This is a genomic window from Erwinia sp. CGal63, from assembly GCF_037026505.1.
In the GTDB taxonomy this organism is placed as follows: domain Bacteria; phylum Pseudomonadota; class Gammaproteobacteria; order Enterobacterales; family Enterobacteriaceae; genus Erwinia.
This window is the reverse complement of the sequence record NZ_JAKUMN010000001.1, coordinates 1,241,684-1,257,492: the sequence shown is the minus strand read 5'-3', so window position 1 is coordinate 1,257,492 and position 15,809 is coordinate 1,241,684. Positions and strand designations below refer to the sequence as shown.

The following is a 15,809-nucleotide window of genomic DNA, read 5'->3' as shown; positions in this document are numbered from 1 at the left end:
TGCCCGAAATTTGTATAATCTATTGAATAAAAACGCATTTATCGCTGATATTTTGTTGTTATGCCGCCGCTGTTTTTACGCTTATAACAGCTTCACCTGCAAAAATAGTGAGGCAACCATGAGCACAATCAACCTGGACGCGCCTTCGGCACCGGTAGGCTCGGTTAGTGATGTTGCGCAGCTGATCAACAGCCGTGGCAACAACAACAGCTATGCACGCTGGATAGTTTTTCTGGCGCTGGGCGGCGTCTTTCTCGACGCTTACGATCTCACCACGCTCTCTTACGGCATTGATGACGTGGTGAGAGAGTTCGGCCTGACGCCGACGCTGACCGGGCTGGTCACCTCGTCGATCATGATTGGCACCATCGTGGGCAACCTGCTCGGCGGCTGGCTTACCGATAAATATGGCCGCTACTCGGTGTTTATGGCCGATATGCTCTTCTTTGTGGTGTCGGCAATCGCGGCGGGCCTGGCGCCCAACGTCTGGGTGCTGATTGGCGCGCGCTTTTTGATGGGCATCGGCGTCGGCATCGATCTGCCGGTCGCGATGGCCTATCTGGCGGAATTTTCAAAATTCAGCGGCAAGGGCAATAAAGCTTCGCGGCTCGCTGCCTGGTGTCCGATGTGGTACGCCGCCTCTTCCGCCTGCTTCTTTATTATCTTTGCGCTCTATTTTCTGCTGCCGAAAGAGCACGGCGACTGGCTGTGGCGCGCTTCGCTGCTGTTCGGCGCGGTGCCTGCGCTGCTGATTATCGCGGTACGCAGCCGGTTTATGAACGAATCGCCGCTCTGGGCGGCCAATCAGGGCGATCTCAGCGGCGCGGTGAGAATTCTGCGCGACTCGTATGGCATTAACGCCCATGAAGCGCCAGTCGCCGAAAAACCGCCAGCGCCGCCGAAAGTGAGCTTTCGCGTGCTGTTCCAAAAGCCTTATCGCGAGCGCACGCTGGTCACGGTGGTAATGAATATCTGTATCTCTTTTGAGTACACCGCCATCGCCTTTTTCCTGCCATCCATACTGGCGCAGTTCCTGGGCGCGGGCGTCTTTGAAACCATCTCCGCCTCGCTGGGGTTGAACGCGCTGTTTGCCTTTACCGGCGGCCTGCTGGGTATGCGGCTGGCGTGGAAATTTCCGTCGCGCCACGTGGCCATCGCCGGGTTTGCGCTGCAGTTTATCGCGCTAATCTCGCTGGCGTTAATCGGCCATCCGCAGGCGGCTTTGGGCGTACTCTTCGCTGTTTTGATGCTGGGCCTGTGGCTGTTTGCCGAAGGCTTCGGGCCGGGCGCGCAGATGATGATCTATCCGGCGCTCTCTTATCCCACTCATATTCGCGCTACCGGCGTCGGCTTTGGCCGCTCGCTATCCGGCATTGGCAGCGCGCTGGCGCTATTTATTTTGCCGATTATCCAGGCCGCTTTCGGCACCAATATGTTCTGGATCGTCTCGCTGGCGGCGCTGATCCCGATTTTCTTCCTGCTTGTCGTGAAATTTGAACCGACGCGTCAGGATATCGACGATTTTACTCAACCCGGAGAGCAGCATGACTGATATTGCCCATCCCGATTACGAAGCGCTGGCGGCGCCTTTCCGCCCGATATTTGCCCGCATCGCCGAAGGCGCGGTCGAGCGTGAACAGCAGCGCCAGTTGGCGCATGAACCCATCCGTTGGCTGAGGGAAGCCGGCTTCGGCACGCTGCGTATTCCGCGCGAAGATGGCGGACTGGGCGCTTCGCTGCCGCAGCTGTTTCAGCTGCTGACCGAGCTGGCGGAAGCGGACTCGAATTTGCCGCAGGCGCTGCGCGCGCACTTCGCTTTTGTAGAAGATCGGCTTAATCAGCCGGAGAGCGAGCTACGCCGTCGCTGGTTCCGTCGCTTTGCGGATGGCGAGCTGGTAGGCAGCGGCTGGAGCGAAATCGGCAACCTGAAGCTGGGCGAAGTGCTGACTAAGGTGACGCCGGAGGGAGAAGGCTGGCGGCTGGAGGGCGAGAAGTTCTATAGCACCGGCACGCTTTATGCGGACTGGATCGACGTCTACGCACAGCGCACCGACAACGGTCGCGATGTGATTGCGCTGGTCAACACCCATCAGCCGGGCGTGGAACGCGACGACGACTGGGACGGCTTCGGCCAGCGCCTGACCGGCAGCGGCACTACGCGCTTCCGTCACGCGAAGGTCGAGCAGGCGCACGTTTACGACTTCAGCGAGCGCTTCCGCTATCAGACCGCTTTCTATCAGCATGTATTGCTGTCGGTGCTGGCAGGCATTGGCCGCGCGGTAGTACGGGATGTGGCGCAAGGCGTGGCGCAGCGCAAAAGAATCTATAGCCACGGCAACGCGCCGCTGGTAAAGCAGGACGTGCAGGTATTGCAGGTCGTCGGCGAGATAGCGAGCCGGAGCTGGGCGGTAGAGGCGATGGCGCAGCGCGCCAGCACGGCTTTACAGCTGGCCTTCGAGGCGCAGCAGCGCGGCGATAGCGAAGCGGCGTTGCGCAAGGTCAATATCCAGGCGGAGCTGGAAGCGGCGAGGGCGCAGGTTGTCGCCAGCGATCTGATCCCGCGCGCCGCTACCGAGCTGTTCAACGCGCTGGGCGCTTCGGATACCCGCGTCAGCAAAGCGCTGGATCGCCACTGGCGCAACGCGCGCACCGTCGCTTCGCACAATCCCGTGATTTACAAAGCGCGCAACGTTGGCGACTGGGAAGTCAACGGCAGCGAACCGACCTTTATCTGGCAAATCGGCAACGGCGGCTAAAGCCGGCCTTAAGGAGTGAAATATGAACGTTTCCGGCAGCGACGGCGCGGAAGTCATCATCGACGAGCGGCAGGCGATAGCGGCGGCGAAACGCTTAGCCGAACTGGCGATAACCGATGCCGCCTGGCGCGATAGCGAGCGGATTTATCCCTTAGAGGCGCTCTCGCTGTTCAGCCGCAGCGGCCTGGGAAGCCTCTCCGTGCCAAAAGAGTACGGCGGCGGCGGTCTGCCTTACCGCACCGTGGCGGAGGTATTCCGCCTGATCTCGGCGGCCGATCCCTCGCTGGGGCAGATTCCGCAGAACCATTTTGGGCTAATCCAGTTTCTGCGCGAAGAGGGCACGCCCGCGCAGCATCGGGCGCTGTTTCCGCTGATTGTGGCGGGCCAGCGGCTGGGTAACGGCGGCCCGGAAAAAAACACGCGCCACACTCGCGACGTGCAGGCTCGTCTGACGCAACAGCCGGACGGGCTACGGTTAACCGGTGAGAAGTTCTACTCCACCGGCGCGCTTTTCGCCGACATTGTGGTCACCACCGCGCTCAACGATCGCGGCGAAGCGGTGATGGCCTTCATGCCGCGCGAGGCGTCCGGCCTGACGATTGTCGACGACTGGTCGGGAATGGGCCAGCGCACCACGGCCAGCGGCACGGTGCGCTTAACCAAAGTGCCCGTCGATCCCGCACTGGTGGTGCCGCTGCCTTCAGCGAACAAACCTTCGCTGCGCGGCCCGGTATCGCAGCTGCTTCAGGCCGCAATTGACGCCGGAATCGCCCGGGGCGCATTTGAGCAGGCCTGCGGCTTTATCCGCGACCATTCCCGTCCGTGGATCGACGCTGGCGTGGCGCGCAATGCCGAAGACGCGCAGCTGCTGGCGGATGTGGGACGTGTCTGGACAGAGCTGACGGCGGCGGAAGCGCTGCTGCGCCGCGCCGCCAGTACGCTGGACGACACAGCGTCCCGGCCGCTGGATGCCGAGGCCGCCGCGCGCGCCTCTATCGCGGTGGCGAAAGCGAAAGCGCTGACCACGGAAGCGGCGCTGAAGGTGAGCGAAAAGCTGCTGGAGTGGGGCGGCAGCCGCGCCACGCTGGGCGAGCACAATCTCGATCGCCACTGGCGCAACGCCCGCACCCATACGCTGCACGATCCGGTGCGCTGGAAATATCACGCCATCGGCAACTACGCCCTGAACGCCGTTTTTCCGGCGCGGCATGCCTGGATTTAAGGAACAGAGAATGAGTCAGGTACACCCAAAACGGCCCGCCGCTTTTATCGCTTCCGAGGCGCAGGCGCTGGCCGTCGCCCGCGAGCTGGCCGCAGGCTTTCGCCAGTATGCCTCACGACGAGACCGTGACCGCGAGCTGCCGCATGCGGAGCTTGCCATGCTGTTCGCCTCCGGCCTGGGCGCGATGACCGTGCCCGCCCGCTTTGGCGGCGCCGGACTGTCGACGTGGGCGCTGACGCAGGTCATCGCTATTCTCAGCGAGGCGGACGCGGCTCTCGGCCAGGTGCCGCAAAATCACTTTTACGCGCTGGAGGTGCTGCGCGTTAACGGCTCGGAACCCCAGCAGCAGCGCCTGTATCGGGAAGCGCTGAGCGGCGTCCATCTGGGCAACGCGCTGGCGGAGTTCGGCTCGCAGGCCGCCCATCAGCGCAACACCACCGTTTTGCCCGATAAACAGGGCTGGCGGCTGAACGGCAGGAAATTTTACGCCACCGGCGCGCTCTATGCCGACCGCATTCCCACCGCCGCCCGCGACGCCGAAGGCAAAGAGCAGCTGGTATTCGTGCCGCGCCATCAGCCTGGCGTGACGGTTATCGACGACTGGTCGGGCTTTGGCCAGCGCACCACCGGCAGCGGCACGGTGATATTCGAGGAGGTCGCGGTACAGGAAGAGGATATCGTTGCCTTCCAGAGCGCCTTTGAGCGGCCGACCGCCGTCGGGCCTTTCGCGCAGATCATGCACGCCGCTATCGATCAGGGCATTGCGCGCGCGGCGTTTGGCGACATGCTCGATTTTATCAAGCGGCTGGCCAGGCCCTGGCCCGACTCCGGCGTGGAGAACGCTCATGAAGATCCGCTGCTGATCGATCGCGTTGGGCAGATGGCCGTGCGTCTGGAAGCGGGCGACGCGCTGCTGGAAGCGGCGAGCGAGGCGGTGGACATGGCGCAGCGGCAGCCCGATGCGCAGAGCGTCGCCGAAGCGTCCATTCAGGTTGCCGCCGCCCGGGGCTGGACCACCGAAAGCTCGCTGGCGGCCGCTAACCTGCTGTTTGAGCTTTCCGGCACCCGCGCAGCCCTGAGCGAACACAACCTTGACCGCCACTGGCGCAACGCGCGCACCCATACGCTGCACGATCCGGTGCGCTGGAAATACCCGATTATCGGCGATTACGTGCTAAACGGCACGCTACCGCCGCGCAGAGGCACGCTATGAGCGCCGCAAAAGAGATCCTGCTGAACGCTTTCAATATGAACTGCGTCGGCCATATTCATCACGGCATGTGGACGCATCCTGCCGATCGTTCTACCGAGTTCAACGACCTGAGCTACTGGCTGGAACTGGCGAAAACGCTGGAAAAAGGGCTGTTCGACGGGCTGTTTATCGCCGATATTCTCGGCGTTTACGACGTCTATCGGCAGGGTATCGCGCTGACTGCCAGCGAGGCTATCCAGCTGCCGGTCAACGATCCGCTGATGCTGGTGTCGGGGATGGCCAGCGTCACGGAACACCTTGGCTTCGGCGTGACCGCCAACCTCAGCTACGAGACGCCTTACGCTTTCGCGCGCCGCTTCTCCACGCTGGATCATCTGACTAAAGGCCGCCTCGGCTGGAATATCGTCACCGGCTATCTCGACAGCGCCGCCAGAGCGATGGGCCAGCGCGAGCTGGGCGGCCACGATCGCCGCTACGACCAGGCGGACGAGTTTCTCGACGTCAGCTATCAGCTGTGGGAAGGGAGCTGGGAAGAGCAGGCGGTGCTGGCCGACCGCGAGCGGCGCATTTATGCGGACGCGGCGCGCATTCACCCGATCCGCCATCGCGGCGAATTCTATCAGCTGGACGGCTACCATCTGTCGCAGCCTTCGCCCCAGCGCACGCCGCTGCTGTTTCAGGCGGGCAGCTCCGATCGCGGCTTGCGCTTTGCGGCCCGTCACGCGGAGTGCACCTTCGTCAACGGCAGCACGCCGCAGGCGATGCGGGCGCAGTCGGATCGGCTGCGGCTGGCGGCCATTGAGGCGGGTCGGGCAGTGGACGATCTGAAGATATTTATGGGCATTTCGGTCATCGTCGCGCCGACGGAGCAGGAGGCGCAGGAGAAATATCGTGACTATCTGCGCTACGCCAGTCCTGAAGCGGGCATCGCCCATTTTTCGAGTTCGATCGGCGTCGATCTGGCGCAGTTCGGCCTGGACGAGCCGATCGGCGGCGGCCCGACTCGCGCCATCGAATCGGTCAGCAAAGCGTATGCGGGCTGGACGCGGCGCCAGCTCCTGGAGCAGCACGCGCTGGGCGGTCGCTATGCGGTAATTATCGGCAGCCCGTCCCAGGTGGCGGATGAGCTGATTCGCTGGGTGGACGAGGCGGGCATCGACGGCTTCAATCTTACCCGCATCCTGAATCCGCAAAGCTATAGCGACTTTATCGATCTGGTGGTGCCGGAGCTGCAGCAGCGCGGCCGCTATAAAACGGCCTATCAGCCTGGCCCGCTTCGCCAGAAACTGTTCGGCCACGCCCGACTGTCGCCGCGTCATCCGGCGGCGCGCTGGCGCGTGGGCGCATCCTCTGACCTTAAGGATAATTTATGAAGACACTGATTCTGGCCGCGTTGTTCGGCATGACCGCATTAACCGCCACGGCGGCCGACTACAGCGGCCCGCTGAAGGTGGGCACCACTTCAGCCTTTGCGCCGCCGCTGGAAACTGCCGTGGCGGAAGCGAAAAAACAGGGGCTGGCGGTAGAGCTGGTGGAGTTTAGCGACTGGACTGCGCCCAATGTCAGTCTGGAAAACGGCGATATCGACGTCAATCTGTTCCAGCATCAGCCTTTTCTCGACAACGCTAACCAGCAGGGCGGCTTTCACCTGGTGAAGTACGCGCCCGCCATTATCAATAATGTCGGCCTCTATTCGCTGAAGCACGCCAGCCTGGCGCAGATCCCGGACGGCGGCACGGTGGCGATCGCCAACGATCCGATCAACGGCGGGCGCGGCCTGCTGCTGCTGCAAAAGGCGAAGCTGATAACGCTGAAGCCCGGCGCGGGCCTGAAGTCCACGGTGGATGATATTACGGCTAACCCGAAACACCTGAAAATCATCGAGGTAGAAGCTGTGCAGCTGGCGCGCTCGCTGGAAGAAGTCGACCTGGCGCAGGGCTATCCGCACTATCTGCGCGCATCGGGCGTTATCGATCCCAATAACGCGCTGCTGTTCGACGGTCTTGAGCATCCGGAATATGTCATTCAGTTTGTCATTCGCGACGGGCATCAGGCCGATCCGCGGCTAAAGAAATTTGTCGCTATCTATCAGCATTCGCCTGCGGTGCGCGCCAGCCTGGATCAATTTTACGGCAAGCTTTATCAGCCAGGCTGGACGCAGTGATGGCGATGCTGAACTGGCCGACGCTGCCGGAACCTCAGCCCGCCGATCCGCATATTCAGATCGAGGCGCTGAGCAAACGCTATCCGGGCCAGCCGGGCGATGCGCTGCGCGAGGTGACGCTTGAGATTGAACGCGGCGCGATCTTCGGCGTGATTGGGCGCAGCGGCGCGGGAAAATCCTCGCTGATCCGCTGCCTGAACCGGCTGGAAGAACCCAGCGCGGGGCGCATCACCATCAACGGCGTGGCGATTGGCGAGCTGACGGCGCGCGAACTGGTGCAGTGGCGGCGTGGCACCGGCATGATTTTCCAGCACTTTAATCTGATGTCGGCGAAAACGGTGCGCGAAAACGTCGAGCTGCCGATGCGCGTGGCGGGCGTGTCCAAAGCGGCACGGCGGCAAAAGGCGGAGGAGCTGCTGGCGCTGGTGGGCCTGAGCGACAAGGCGGAGGTCTATCCGGCGCAGCTCTCCGGCGGACAAAAGCAGCGCGTCGGCATCGCCCGCGCGCTGGTGCACGATCCTGAGCTGCTGCTGTGCGACGAGGCGACCTCGGCGCTCGACCCGGAAACGACCCGCTCGGTGCTGGCGCTGCTGCGGGATATTAACCAGCGCAAGGGGATCACCATAGTGCTGATTACGCATGAGATGGAAGTGATCCACGACCTCTGCCATCAGGTAGCAGTGCTGGATCGCGGCGAAATCGTGGAGCAGGGGCCGGTGTGGCAAGTCTATGGCGATCCGCAGCACGCCACCACGCGCCAGCTGCTCGCTCCCGCCGGAGAAACGGCCGTGCTGCCCGGAAAGCTGAGCGAGCGGCCGCTTTCCGGCCTGTGTCGCACGCTGCTCCGCCTGCGCTACAGCGGCCAGGGCGCAACGCCACAGCTGGCGAGGCTGAGCGCGCTGCTGGGTGAAGATCTGCTGCTGCTGGAGAGCGCGCTTGAGTGGATTCAGGGGCGGCAAATCGGGCGCCTGCTGCTGCTGACGGCGGCCGGGCGCGGCGCATTCCGCGCAGAGACTATCCCGGCGCAGCTGGCCGATCGCGTGGAGGTGCTGGGCTATGTCGCTGCAAATTGAGCGCCTGTGGCAGGGCGTGCAGGAAACGCTGACCATGGTCGGCATTTCGTCGCTGGCGGCGCTGCTGCTGGGGCTGCCGCTGGCAATAGTGCTGGTGATTACCGATCGCAAAAGCCTGTTCGCCAGCCCGTTGCTGAATCGTCTGCTGGGCTGGCTGGTTAACCTGTTTCGCTCGGTGCCTTTTCTGATCCTGATGGTGGCGCTCATTCCGTTTACCCGGCTGATCGTCGGTACCAGCTACGGCGTCTGGGCCGCCGTGGTGCCGTTGACGCTGGCGGCGACGCCGTTTTTTGCCCGCATCGCGGAGGTCAGCCTGCGCGAGGTGGATAAAGGGCTGGTGGAGGCGGCGCAGGCGATGGGCTTCCACCGCTGGCATATCGTCTGGCACGTGCTGCTGCCGGAGGCCCGGCCGGGCATCGTTAGCGGCTTTACCATTACGCTGGTAACGATGATTAACGCCTCGGCGATGGCGGGCGCTATCGGCGCGGGCGGGCTGGGGGATCTGGCCTATCGCTACGGCTATCAGCGGTTTGATACTCAGGTGATGCTGACGGTGATAGTCGTACTGGTGGCGCTGGTGACGCTGCTGCAATTTTTCGGCGATCGCCTCTCGCGAAGGCTGAATCGCCGTTAAAAGCAAGCGATAACGCCGCGGGCGATTAATCTCGCCAGCGGCGGATCGGCGCTACATTTTTACCTTACGGGAAAGCGCGACCACCGCCAGCATGAGCGCCGTGACCATAATAAAGGCCAGCGGCAGCGAGCTGAGATGGGCGACAAAGCCGATGCTGGCTGGCCCGGCCAGCACGCCGATATAGCCCAGCGTGGTGACGGCAGGAACGGCGGCGGCCTGCGGCATGCTGGTTTGCCTGCCGATGGCGGTAAACATCACCGGCACGATATTGGCGCAGCCGATACCGATCAGCAGATAGCCCGCCAGCGCCACGTGCCAGGAAGGAATAATCACCGGCAGCGCCAGGCCTGCGGCGGCGGTCAACGCGCCCAGGATCACCACTTTTTCACGGCCAAAGCGCGCCACGATGCGGTCGCCGGTCAGCCTGCCGATGGTCATAGCCGTAGCGAAACAGGCAAAGCCCAAACCGCCCAGGGTTTCCGGCATGGCGCGATGCTCAGTCAGGAACACCGCGCTCCAGTCCAGCACCGTGCCTTCCGCCAGAAAGGAGGCGAAACAGATGGCGCCGATGGTCAGCACTGCGCCGTGCGGCAGGGCGAAGGCCGGGCCTTCCGGCGGGTTGGCCCAGGGCAGCAGGCCGCGATAGCTGTAGATCAGCAGCAGCAGCGAAAACACGGCGGCAACCAGGCTGGCGGCGAAGGGCGACAGGCCGCCCGCCATCATACCGCTGACCGCACCCGCGCCCGCGATGCCGCCCAGGCTGTAGAAGCCGTGAAAGCCGGACATCATCGGCTTAGGCGCGGCTTTCTCCACCAGGATCGCCTGCACGTTCATCGCGCAGTCGGTGGTGCCGACGCCCATGCCGAAGATCAGCAGCGCCAGCGCCAGCAGCACAGGGCTCGGGATCACCGAGAGCAACGGCAGCATCAGACAGAAGGCGAGCGTGGCGACAGTCATGACTGCGCGGCAGCCGAAGCGCGTGGTGAGATGGCCGGTCAGCGGCATCGCCACCAGCGCGCCGACGCCCAGGCAGAGCAGCAGCATGCCCAGCGTGCCGTCGTTGACGCCGGTGTTCATTTTGGCGAAAGGCACCAGCGCTGACCAGCCAGCGGTGGCGAAACCCGCGACGAAAAACATCGCCCGCGTGGCGTGCTGTTCGCGTCTGGCAGGCGTTTCTGTGGCCGTTTGTTGCAGCGTTTCGGCGTGATCGGGCATGGGCAGGTAGACTCCGGTAGCGATGAATTATGAGTTTAAGATAGACAAAATTTGCTGGTGCAGGTGAGGGCAGCCGCTGGCGATGACCGCGCCGCCCGCTTCCGCGCGACCGCCATCCGGCGTGGTCACGACGCCGCCAGCCTGCTCAATCAGCGGGATTAGCGCCACGATATCGTAGGGCTGCAGGGCGAACTCCACGCAAATATCGATTTTCCCGGCGGCCAGCATCGCCATCGCGTAGCATTCGCCGCCGTAGCGCGTCATTAGCACGGCCTCGCCCAGCGCGGCGAAATTCAGCGACGTTTGCCGCAGAGATTCCGGCGAGGTGGTATGCAGAATAGCCTGTTCCAGCGGGATAGCCTGGCGGGTTTGCAGGCGCACCTTGCCGTAAGCGCCTTCCGCCCAGGCCTGCGAGCCGTCGGCATAAAAACGCTCGCCGGTGAACGGCTGACTCATCATACCCATTACCGCGCGATCGTGATGCAGCAGGCCGATCAGCGTGCCCCAAACCGGCAGGCCGCAGAGAAAAGGACGCGTACCGTCAACGGGGTCCAGCACCCAGCGAAAGGCGTTGCCGCCCGTGCCGGGCTTAATGCCATATTCCTCGCCCATTATTGCGTGGTCGGGATAGTCCCGATCGATTAGCGCCCGCATCGCTTTTTCCGCCTCTCGATCGGCCTGAGTGACCGGATCGAAACGAAAACCCTCTTTTGGCTTGCTGCCAATGGCCAGATCCTCGTCGCTACGAAAGCGCGGCAGCGTTTGCTGGTCGGCGACGTCAGCCAGCTGATGCAGAAAAGCGAGTTCGGGATGATTCATCAGATTGGTTCCTTAGCGCAGGGACGAAAGTTGACAACCGTTAATCTGCTGATAGTGTATGCTCTGTATTGTACATTTCAAGATAATTTAAGGTAATTCATGCTCGATTATGCAGCTTTTCCGCAGCAGCGTCAGGCTTTTATCCGCCAGCAGCTACAGCTTAAGGGCAGAGTGATCTGCGCTGTTCTGGCGGCAGAGCTGGGCGTATCCGAACATACCGTGCGGCGGGATCTGCAGGAGCTGGCGCGCGAAGGCGTCTGCAAAAAAGTTTACGGCGGCGCGGTTAGCGTGCTGGTTTCTCAGGGCGATTTACTGGCCCGCACCGCGCAAAACAGCGAGGAGAAAGCGCGGCTGGGGCTGGCCTGCGCCCATCTGGTCAAAGCGGAGAGCGTCATCTTTATTGATGCCGGCTCCACTAATCTGGCCTTCGCCAGCGCGCTGTCCAGGGAAACGGCGCTGACGGCGGTAACGCATTCGCCCGTGATTGCTGCCGAGCTGATGCGGCTGCCGCGCTGCGAGGTGATTATGATCGGTGGCCGGCTGCATAAATCATCGGGCGGCAGTCTGGGCATCACCGCTTTTTCGCAGATCCGCGATATCCGCTTCGATCAGCTTTTTCTTGGCGGCTGTGCGCTGGACAGCGAAGCGGGCTTGACCGGCTTTGATTACGAGGACGTGGAGTTTAAAAAAGCCTTAATAAGCCGCAGCGACGAGATCATCGTGGCGATGACCAGAGAAAAAATCCCCGGCGTGGCACGTTATACCGTGGCAGCCTGCGAGGAGCTTACCCAGCTGGTGGTGGAGAAGACCCTGTCGGCGGAGCTGCTGGCGGCATTTCGGGAAAAACATCTCCGGCTGACGCATCCCGACTCCGCCTGAGCCTACTTAGCGCGCCTTTTTACCAGCGCGGGCAGGTAGATTTGCGGCGCCTCCGTGACTTTGCCGTCAATCAGCCCGGTGAGCGTTTCGAAACAGTGCCAGGCCAGCTGGCGATTGTCCTGCATCACGGTATCGATTTTTACCGACAGCGCGTCGTAAAGGTAATGGTCGTCGAAGCTGCACAGCCGCATCGCTTCCGACAGCAAGTTATGCTGGCTGAGGTAGCGCAGCACGCCTTCCTGCAAACCACAGGCGGCGCAGTAGAGCGCCTGCGGCACGCGGCCCAGGCGCATCACCAGCTCGGCAAACATCTCGTAGCCCGAACTGGCATTGTAGTGGCCGTGCACGATCCACTCCGGTTTTACCTCCAGACCCGCGCGTTCCAGTCCTTTGCGAAAGCCCGTCAGGCGATCGCGCGTCGGCGAGATGCGTGGCTGGCCGCCAAAGAAATAGAACTCTGCGACTTCGCTGGCTATCGGCGCCACCAGCTCCGCCGTGGAATCTGTCGATTCCGAAATCACCAGCGGCAGCGTCGATTCGCCCAGATGGCGGTCGAACAACAGCACCGGCAGCTGGCGGCTGAGCTGCTGATACTCGCTGTCGTTAAGCTGGCTGGAGGCGACGATCAGGCCGTCGACCTGGCGCTGGATCAGGTTATTAACCGCCAGCGTCTCCTGACTGCTGTTTTCGTCGGTACAGGCGATCAGCAGCTGCAAACCGGCGTCGCGGCACAGCGTCTCCAGCGCGTGAGAAAAAGTCGCAAAGCCGTGGTTAGTCATCTCCGGCACCACCAGCCCGATAGTATGGCTGCGCGTAGCATTCAGCGCCCGCGCGTGGATGCTGGGCTGATAGTGCGCCATCCGCGCAATCTCCATCACGCGCTGGCGGGTAGCTTCGGCTACGCGCAGCTCTTTGCCGCGCCCGTTCAGCACCAGGCTGGCGGTAGATTTGGAAACGCCAGCCATGCTGGCGATATCGTTAATGGTGACGCGTTTCGGCTTATTCACGGGCTTTTAAGGTAGTGGGCTAAGCGCATCATACTACCATGCACGGCCGCAGTTGCCAGTAGTCGAGACTCAGCCTGGCTTCGCCCTGCCAGACCGCCATCGGCTCGGCCTGCGGGAAATAGCGCGCGGACATCACGCCTTCGCCGTCATTGATAAAAATCTCAATGCTGGAGCGATCGCAGAGGATGCGCAGATGCGAAACCGAACCCGACCAGTAACGATGCTCCGGCTCGCCGCTGCGCAGAGAAGGGCGAGTTAACGTCAGGCCGGTTTCATCGCCGCTCAGCGTCAGCGTCTCGCCGAAACAAACCGACCAGCAGCCTGTGGCATGGAGCGCCAGCTCCGCCTGCCCGACGGACAACACGGGCAGGGAAGAAGCCGCGCCCTGATATTGCTCAGGATGCTGACGCAGCTGTTGCAGTTCCCGCGCCGGCCGCTGCCGCAGCTTTCCCTGCTCCAGCGTCAGCTCGCGTGGACAGGTGAGGGTATGGATCCAGCCCTGAGCAATCGTCGGCTGCAAAAACTCATCCTTATCCGGCACGCCCATCCAGCCAAAGAGGATGCGGCGTCCGTCGTCGCTTAGGGTGGTCTGCGGCGCGTAAAACTCAAAGCCGTGATCCAGCTCATGGAATTCGCCGTGGGGAAAACGGGCCGCCTGATAGTCGAGGTCGCCGATAAAATAGCCGCTCTGATGGGTGTTCAACCATTTACGCTCCTGCGCCGGCAGGCCCTGCGGGCAAACTATCAGCACGTCGCGATCGCCCAGCGCAAAGAGATCCGGGCATTCCCACATATAGCCAAACTCGCCCAGGCCATTAAGCTGCGAACCGGCTATTTCGCCCAGTAGCTGCCATTCCTGCAGCGAATCGCCGCGATAAAGCAGGACTTTGCCCTGTTCGTTAAGATTTTGCGCGCCCAGCACCATGTACCAGCTATCCTGATGCCGCCAGACTTTGGGATCGCGCACGTGGCCGGTATAGCCCTGAGGCAGGCTGACCACCGGGCCTTGTTTGGTCACTTCGCCACGCTCGTCGACCGTTGCCAGACATTGCCATGCGGTGCGGCCCTGCGCGTATTTAACATTGCCGGTATAGAGCAGCGTTAATTTGCCCTCGTCATCGACGGCCGAACCGGAATAGCAGCCGTGGCTTTCATACTCTTCGGACGGCACCAGCGCGAGCGGCTCATGCCGCCAGTCGAGCAGATCCGTCGAGCGCCAGTGTCCCCAGTATTTCGCACCGTGCGCGCAGGCCAGCGGATTCCACTGGTAAAACAGATGCCATTCGCCCTGAAACTGAATCAGGCCGTTGGGATCGTTCATCAGCCCGGTCTGGGGCGAAAGATGCCAGGCGGGACGATGAGGATCTTCGCCGCTATATCTGTTCATCACCGCCTGCAGCGCGCGGTTGATCAGCTGTGCTTCGTTCATACCTGTTCCCCGACTTTATATTTCAGCAGCAGTGAAAGGAGAAAAGCGGAGCCGAAGGCCAGCGCCATCCCGATAATATAGGAGAGCAGCGAGCTGGCCTGCACAATCGCCATGCCCGGCAGCGCGGTCAGGCCTACTGCGGTCATGCCTACCTTCATCAGCACCACGAAAGCGCCGCCGATGGCGCCGCCGACAATCCCGGCGATAAAAGGCTTCATAAAGCGGAGATTGACGCCGAAGATGGCCGCCTCGGTGATGCCCAGCAGGCCGGAAAGCGCGGAAGGCAGCACGATGCTGCGGATCTTCACGTCTCGCGTTTTAAACCAGACCGCCAGGCAGGCGCCTGCCTGGGCGACGTTGGCCATTGACCAGATCGGCAGCAGAAAATTGACGCCAATATGGGGATTGCCCAGCAGGCCCGCTTCGATGGCGTGAAAGCTGTGATGCACGCCGGAGATAACGATCACCGAGTAAAGCCCGCCAAACAGCAGCCCGGCCAGCCAGCCCGCATGAGCGATCAGCGTGCTCAGCACCAGCGAGATGCCGTCGCCCAGCGCGCGGCCCGCTGGGCCGATAATCAGCATCGCCACAAAGCCGGAAATAATAACCGTCAGAAACGGCGTCAGAATGATATCCAGCGCGTTCGGGATGATTTTACGCAGCCTCTTTTCCAGCAGGCTCATAAACCAGACCGCGAGCAGCACCGGGAAAACCGTGCCCTGGTAGCCGACCATCGCAATATCCAGACCGAAAAAGTTCATGGTCTGCACGCCGCCCGCCACGCCCCAGGCGTTGGTCAAAGCCGGGTGGGTCAGAATACCGCCCAGCGTTGCGCCCAGATAGGGATTGCCGCCAAACTCGCGCGCGGCGGTAAAACCGATCAGGATCGGCAGAATAATAAAGGCGGCGGAGCTGAACATATCCAGCATCACAAACAGCGCGCTGCCCGCATCGACCCAGCCGTAAGTTTTCATCATGCCCAGCAGGCCCATCAGCACGCCGGAGGCGACGATGGCGGGAATAATCGGCACAAAGATATTGGAGAGCAGCCTGGCGATGCGCTGCGCCGGATTCAGCTTGCGAGCGGCAGCGGAAGCCGCCTCGCTCTTGCTGGATTCGCCGATCCCTGCAGCCTGAATAAAGGCGGCGTGCACCTTGTTAACGATGCCGCTGCCGAAAATCACCTGCATCTGACCGGCATTCTGGAAACAGCCTTTCACCCCTTCCAGTTCGCCAATCGCTTTTTTATCCGCCTTGTCATCATCCACCAGCACCAGCCTTAAGCGGGTCGCGCAGTGGGCAGCAGAGGCGATATTTTCCCGGCCGCCGAGCAGCGGCAGCAGCTGGCGGGCTATACGTTCAAAATCCATAGCATCATTCTCTTGGTTAGCGGTTCAG

General features: G+C 62.2%; 14 protein-coding genes. 9 read left to right on the top strand and 5 right to left on the bottom strand.

Going from position 1 to position 15,809, the window contains the following annotated elements; all coding sequences use genetic code 11:
* Positions 1–118 precede the first annotated feature (118 nt).
* The 8 genes from MKZ79_RS05675 to MKZ79_RS05640 are packed head-to-tail and all read left to right on the top strand — an operon-like array spanning position 119 to position 9,062.
* The gene (locus tag MKZ79_RS05675; protein ID WP_336140657.1) at positions 119–1,552 is read left to right on the top strand and encodes an MFS transporter; all 1,434 of its coding nucleotides are present in this window, start codon (positions 119–121) and stop codon (positions 1,550–1,552) included.
* Positions 1,545–2,756 (top strand): acyl-CoA dehydrogenase family protein, encoded by a 1,212-nt coding sequence (locus MKZ79_RS05670; RefSeq protein WP_336140656.1) that lies wholly within the window; start codon positions 1,545–1,547, stop codon positions 2,754–2,756. The genes MKZ79_RS05675 and MKZ79_RS05670 overlap by 8 nt, the downstream gene beginning before the upstream one ends.
* Before the next feature lie 22 nt (positions 2,757–2,778).
* Positions 2,779–3,978 (top strand): SfnB family sulfur acquisition oxidoreductase, encoded by a 1,200-nt coding sequence (locus MKZ79_RS05665; protein WP_336140655.1) that lies wholly within the window; start codon positions 2,779–2,781, stop codon positions 3,976–3,978.
* 10 nt (positions 3,979–3,988) lie between these two features.
* Positions 3,989–5,191: an SfnB family sulfur acquisition oxidoreductase gene (locus MKZ79_RS05660; RefSeq protein ID WP_336140654.1), complete on the top strand. Its 1,203-nt coding sequence runs from the start codon at positions 3,989–3,991 to the stop codon at positions 5,189–5,191.
* Positions 5,188–6,564, top strand: a complete 1,377-nt coding sequence (locus tag MKZ79_RS05655) for an LLM class flavin-dependent oxidoreductase (RefSeq protein ID WP_336140653.1) — start codon at positions 5,188–5,190, stop codon at positions 6,562–6,564. Before MKZ79_RS05660 ends, MKZ79_RS05655 begins: the two co-directional genes overlap by 4 nt.
* A complete protein-coding gene (locus MKZ79_RS05650) occupies positions 6,561–7,355 on the top strand; it encodes a MetQ/NlpA family ABC transporter substrate-binding protein (protein WP_336140652.1) in 795 nt (264 codons plus the stop codon). Before MKZ79_RS05655 ends, MKZ79_RS05650 begins: the two co-directional genes overlap by 4 nt.
* On the top strand, positions 7,355–8,428 hold the full coding sequence (locus MKZ79_RS05645; protein WP_336140651.1) for a methionine ABC transporter ATP-binding protein: 1,074 nt from the start codon (positions 7,355–7,357) through the stop codon (positions 8,426–8,428). Before MKZ79_RS05650 ends, MKZ79_RS05645 begins: the two co-directional genes overlap by 1 nt.
* Positions 8,412–9,062 carry a methionine ABC transporter permease gene (locus MKZ79_RS05640; RefSeq protein ID WP_336140650.1) on the top strand — a complete coding sequence of 217 codons (651 nt, stop codon included), beginning with the start codon at positions 8,412–8,414 and terminating at the stop codon, positions 9,060–9,062. Before MKZ79_RS05645 ends, MKZ79_RS05640 begins: the two co-directional genes overlap by 17 nt.
* A 51-nt stretch (positions 9,063–9,113) precedes the next feature.
* Here MKZ79_RS05640 and MKZ79_RS05635 read toward each other — a convergent pair whose 3' ends face one another.
* Both MKZ79_RS05635 and hisN read right to left on the bottom strand, forming a co-directional pair.
* Positions 9,114–10,277, bottom strand: coding sequence for an MFS transporter (locus MKZ79_RS05635; RefSeq protein ID WP_336140649.1), 1,164 nt, complete (start codon positions 10,275–10,277; stop codon positions 9,114–9,116).
* A gap of 27 nt (positions 10,278–10,304) precedes the next feature.
* Positions 10,305–11,096 (bottom strand): histidinol-phosphatase, encoded by a 792-nt coding sequence (gene hisN, locus MKZ79_RS05630; RefSeq protein WP_336140648.1) that lies wholly within the window; start codon positions 11,094–11,096, stop codon positions 10,305–10,307.
* A gap of 99 nt (positions 11,097–11,195) precedes the next feature.
* Between hisN and MKZ79_RS05625 the strand changes: the two genes are divergently transcribed.
* Positions 11,196–11,975 (top strand): DeoR/GlpR family DNA-binding transcription regulator, encoded by a 780-nt coding sequence (locus MKZ79_RS05625; RefSeq protein WP_336140647.1) that lies wholly within the window; start codon positions 11,196–11,198, stop codon positions 11,973–11,975.
* A gap of 2 nt (positions 11,976–11,977) precedes the next feature.
* Here MKZ79_RS05625 and MKZ79_RS05620 read toward each other — a convergent pair whose 3' ends face one another.
* The 3 genes from MKZ79_RS05620 to MKZ79_RS05610 are packed head-to-tail and all read right to left on the bottom strand — an operon-like array spanning position 11,978 to position 15,781.
* Positions 11,978–12,982: a substrate-binding domain-containing protein gene (locus MKZ79_RS05620; RefSeq protein WP_336140646.1), complete on the bottom strand. Its 1,005-nt coding sequence runs from the start codon at positions 12,980–12,982 to the stop codon at positions 11,978–11,980.
* 28 nt (positions 12,983–13,010) lie between these two features.
* Positions 13,011–14,411, bottom strand: a complete 1,401-nt coding sequence (locus tag MKZ79_RS05615) for a sucrose-6-phosphate hydrolase (protein ID WP_336140645.1) — start codon at positions 14,409–14,411, stop codon at positions 13,011–13,013.
* Positions 14,408–15,781: a sucrose-specific PTS transporter subunit IIBC gene (locus tag MKZ79_RS05610; RefSeq protein WP_336140644.1), complete on the bottom strand. Its 1,374-nt coding sequence runs from the start codon at positions 15,779–15,781 to the stop codon at positions 14,408–14,410. The genes MKZ79_RS05615 and MKZ79_RS05610 overlap by 4 nt, the downstream gene beginning before the upstream one ends.
* Between the last annotated feature and the right edge of the window lie 28 nt (positions 15,782–15,809).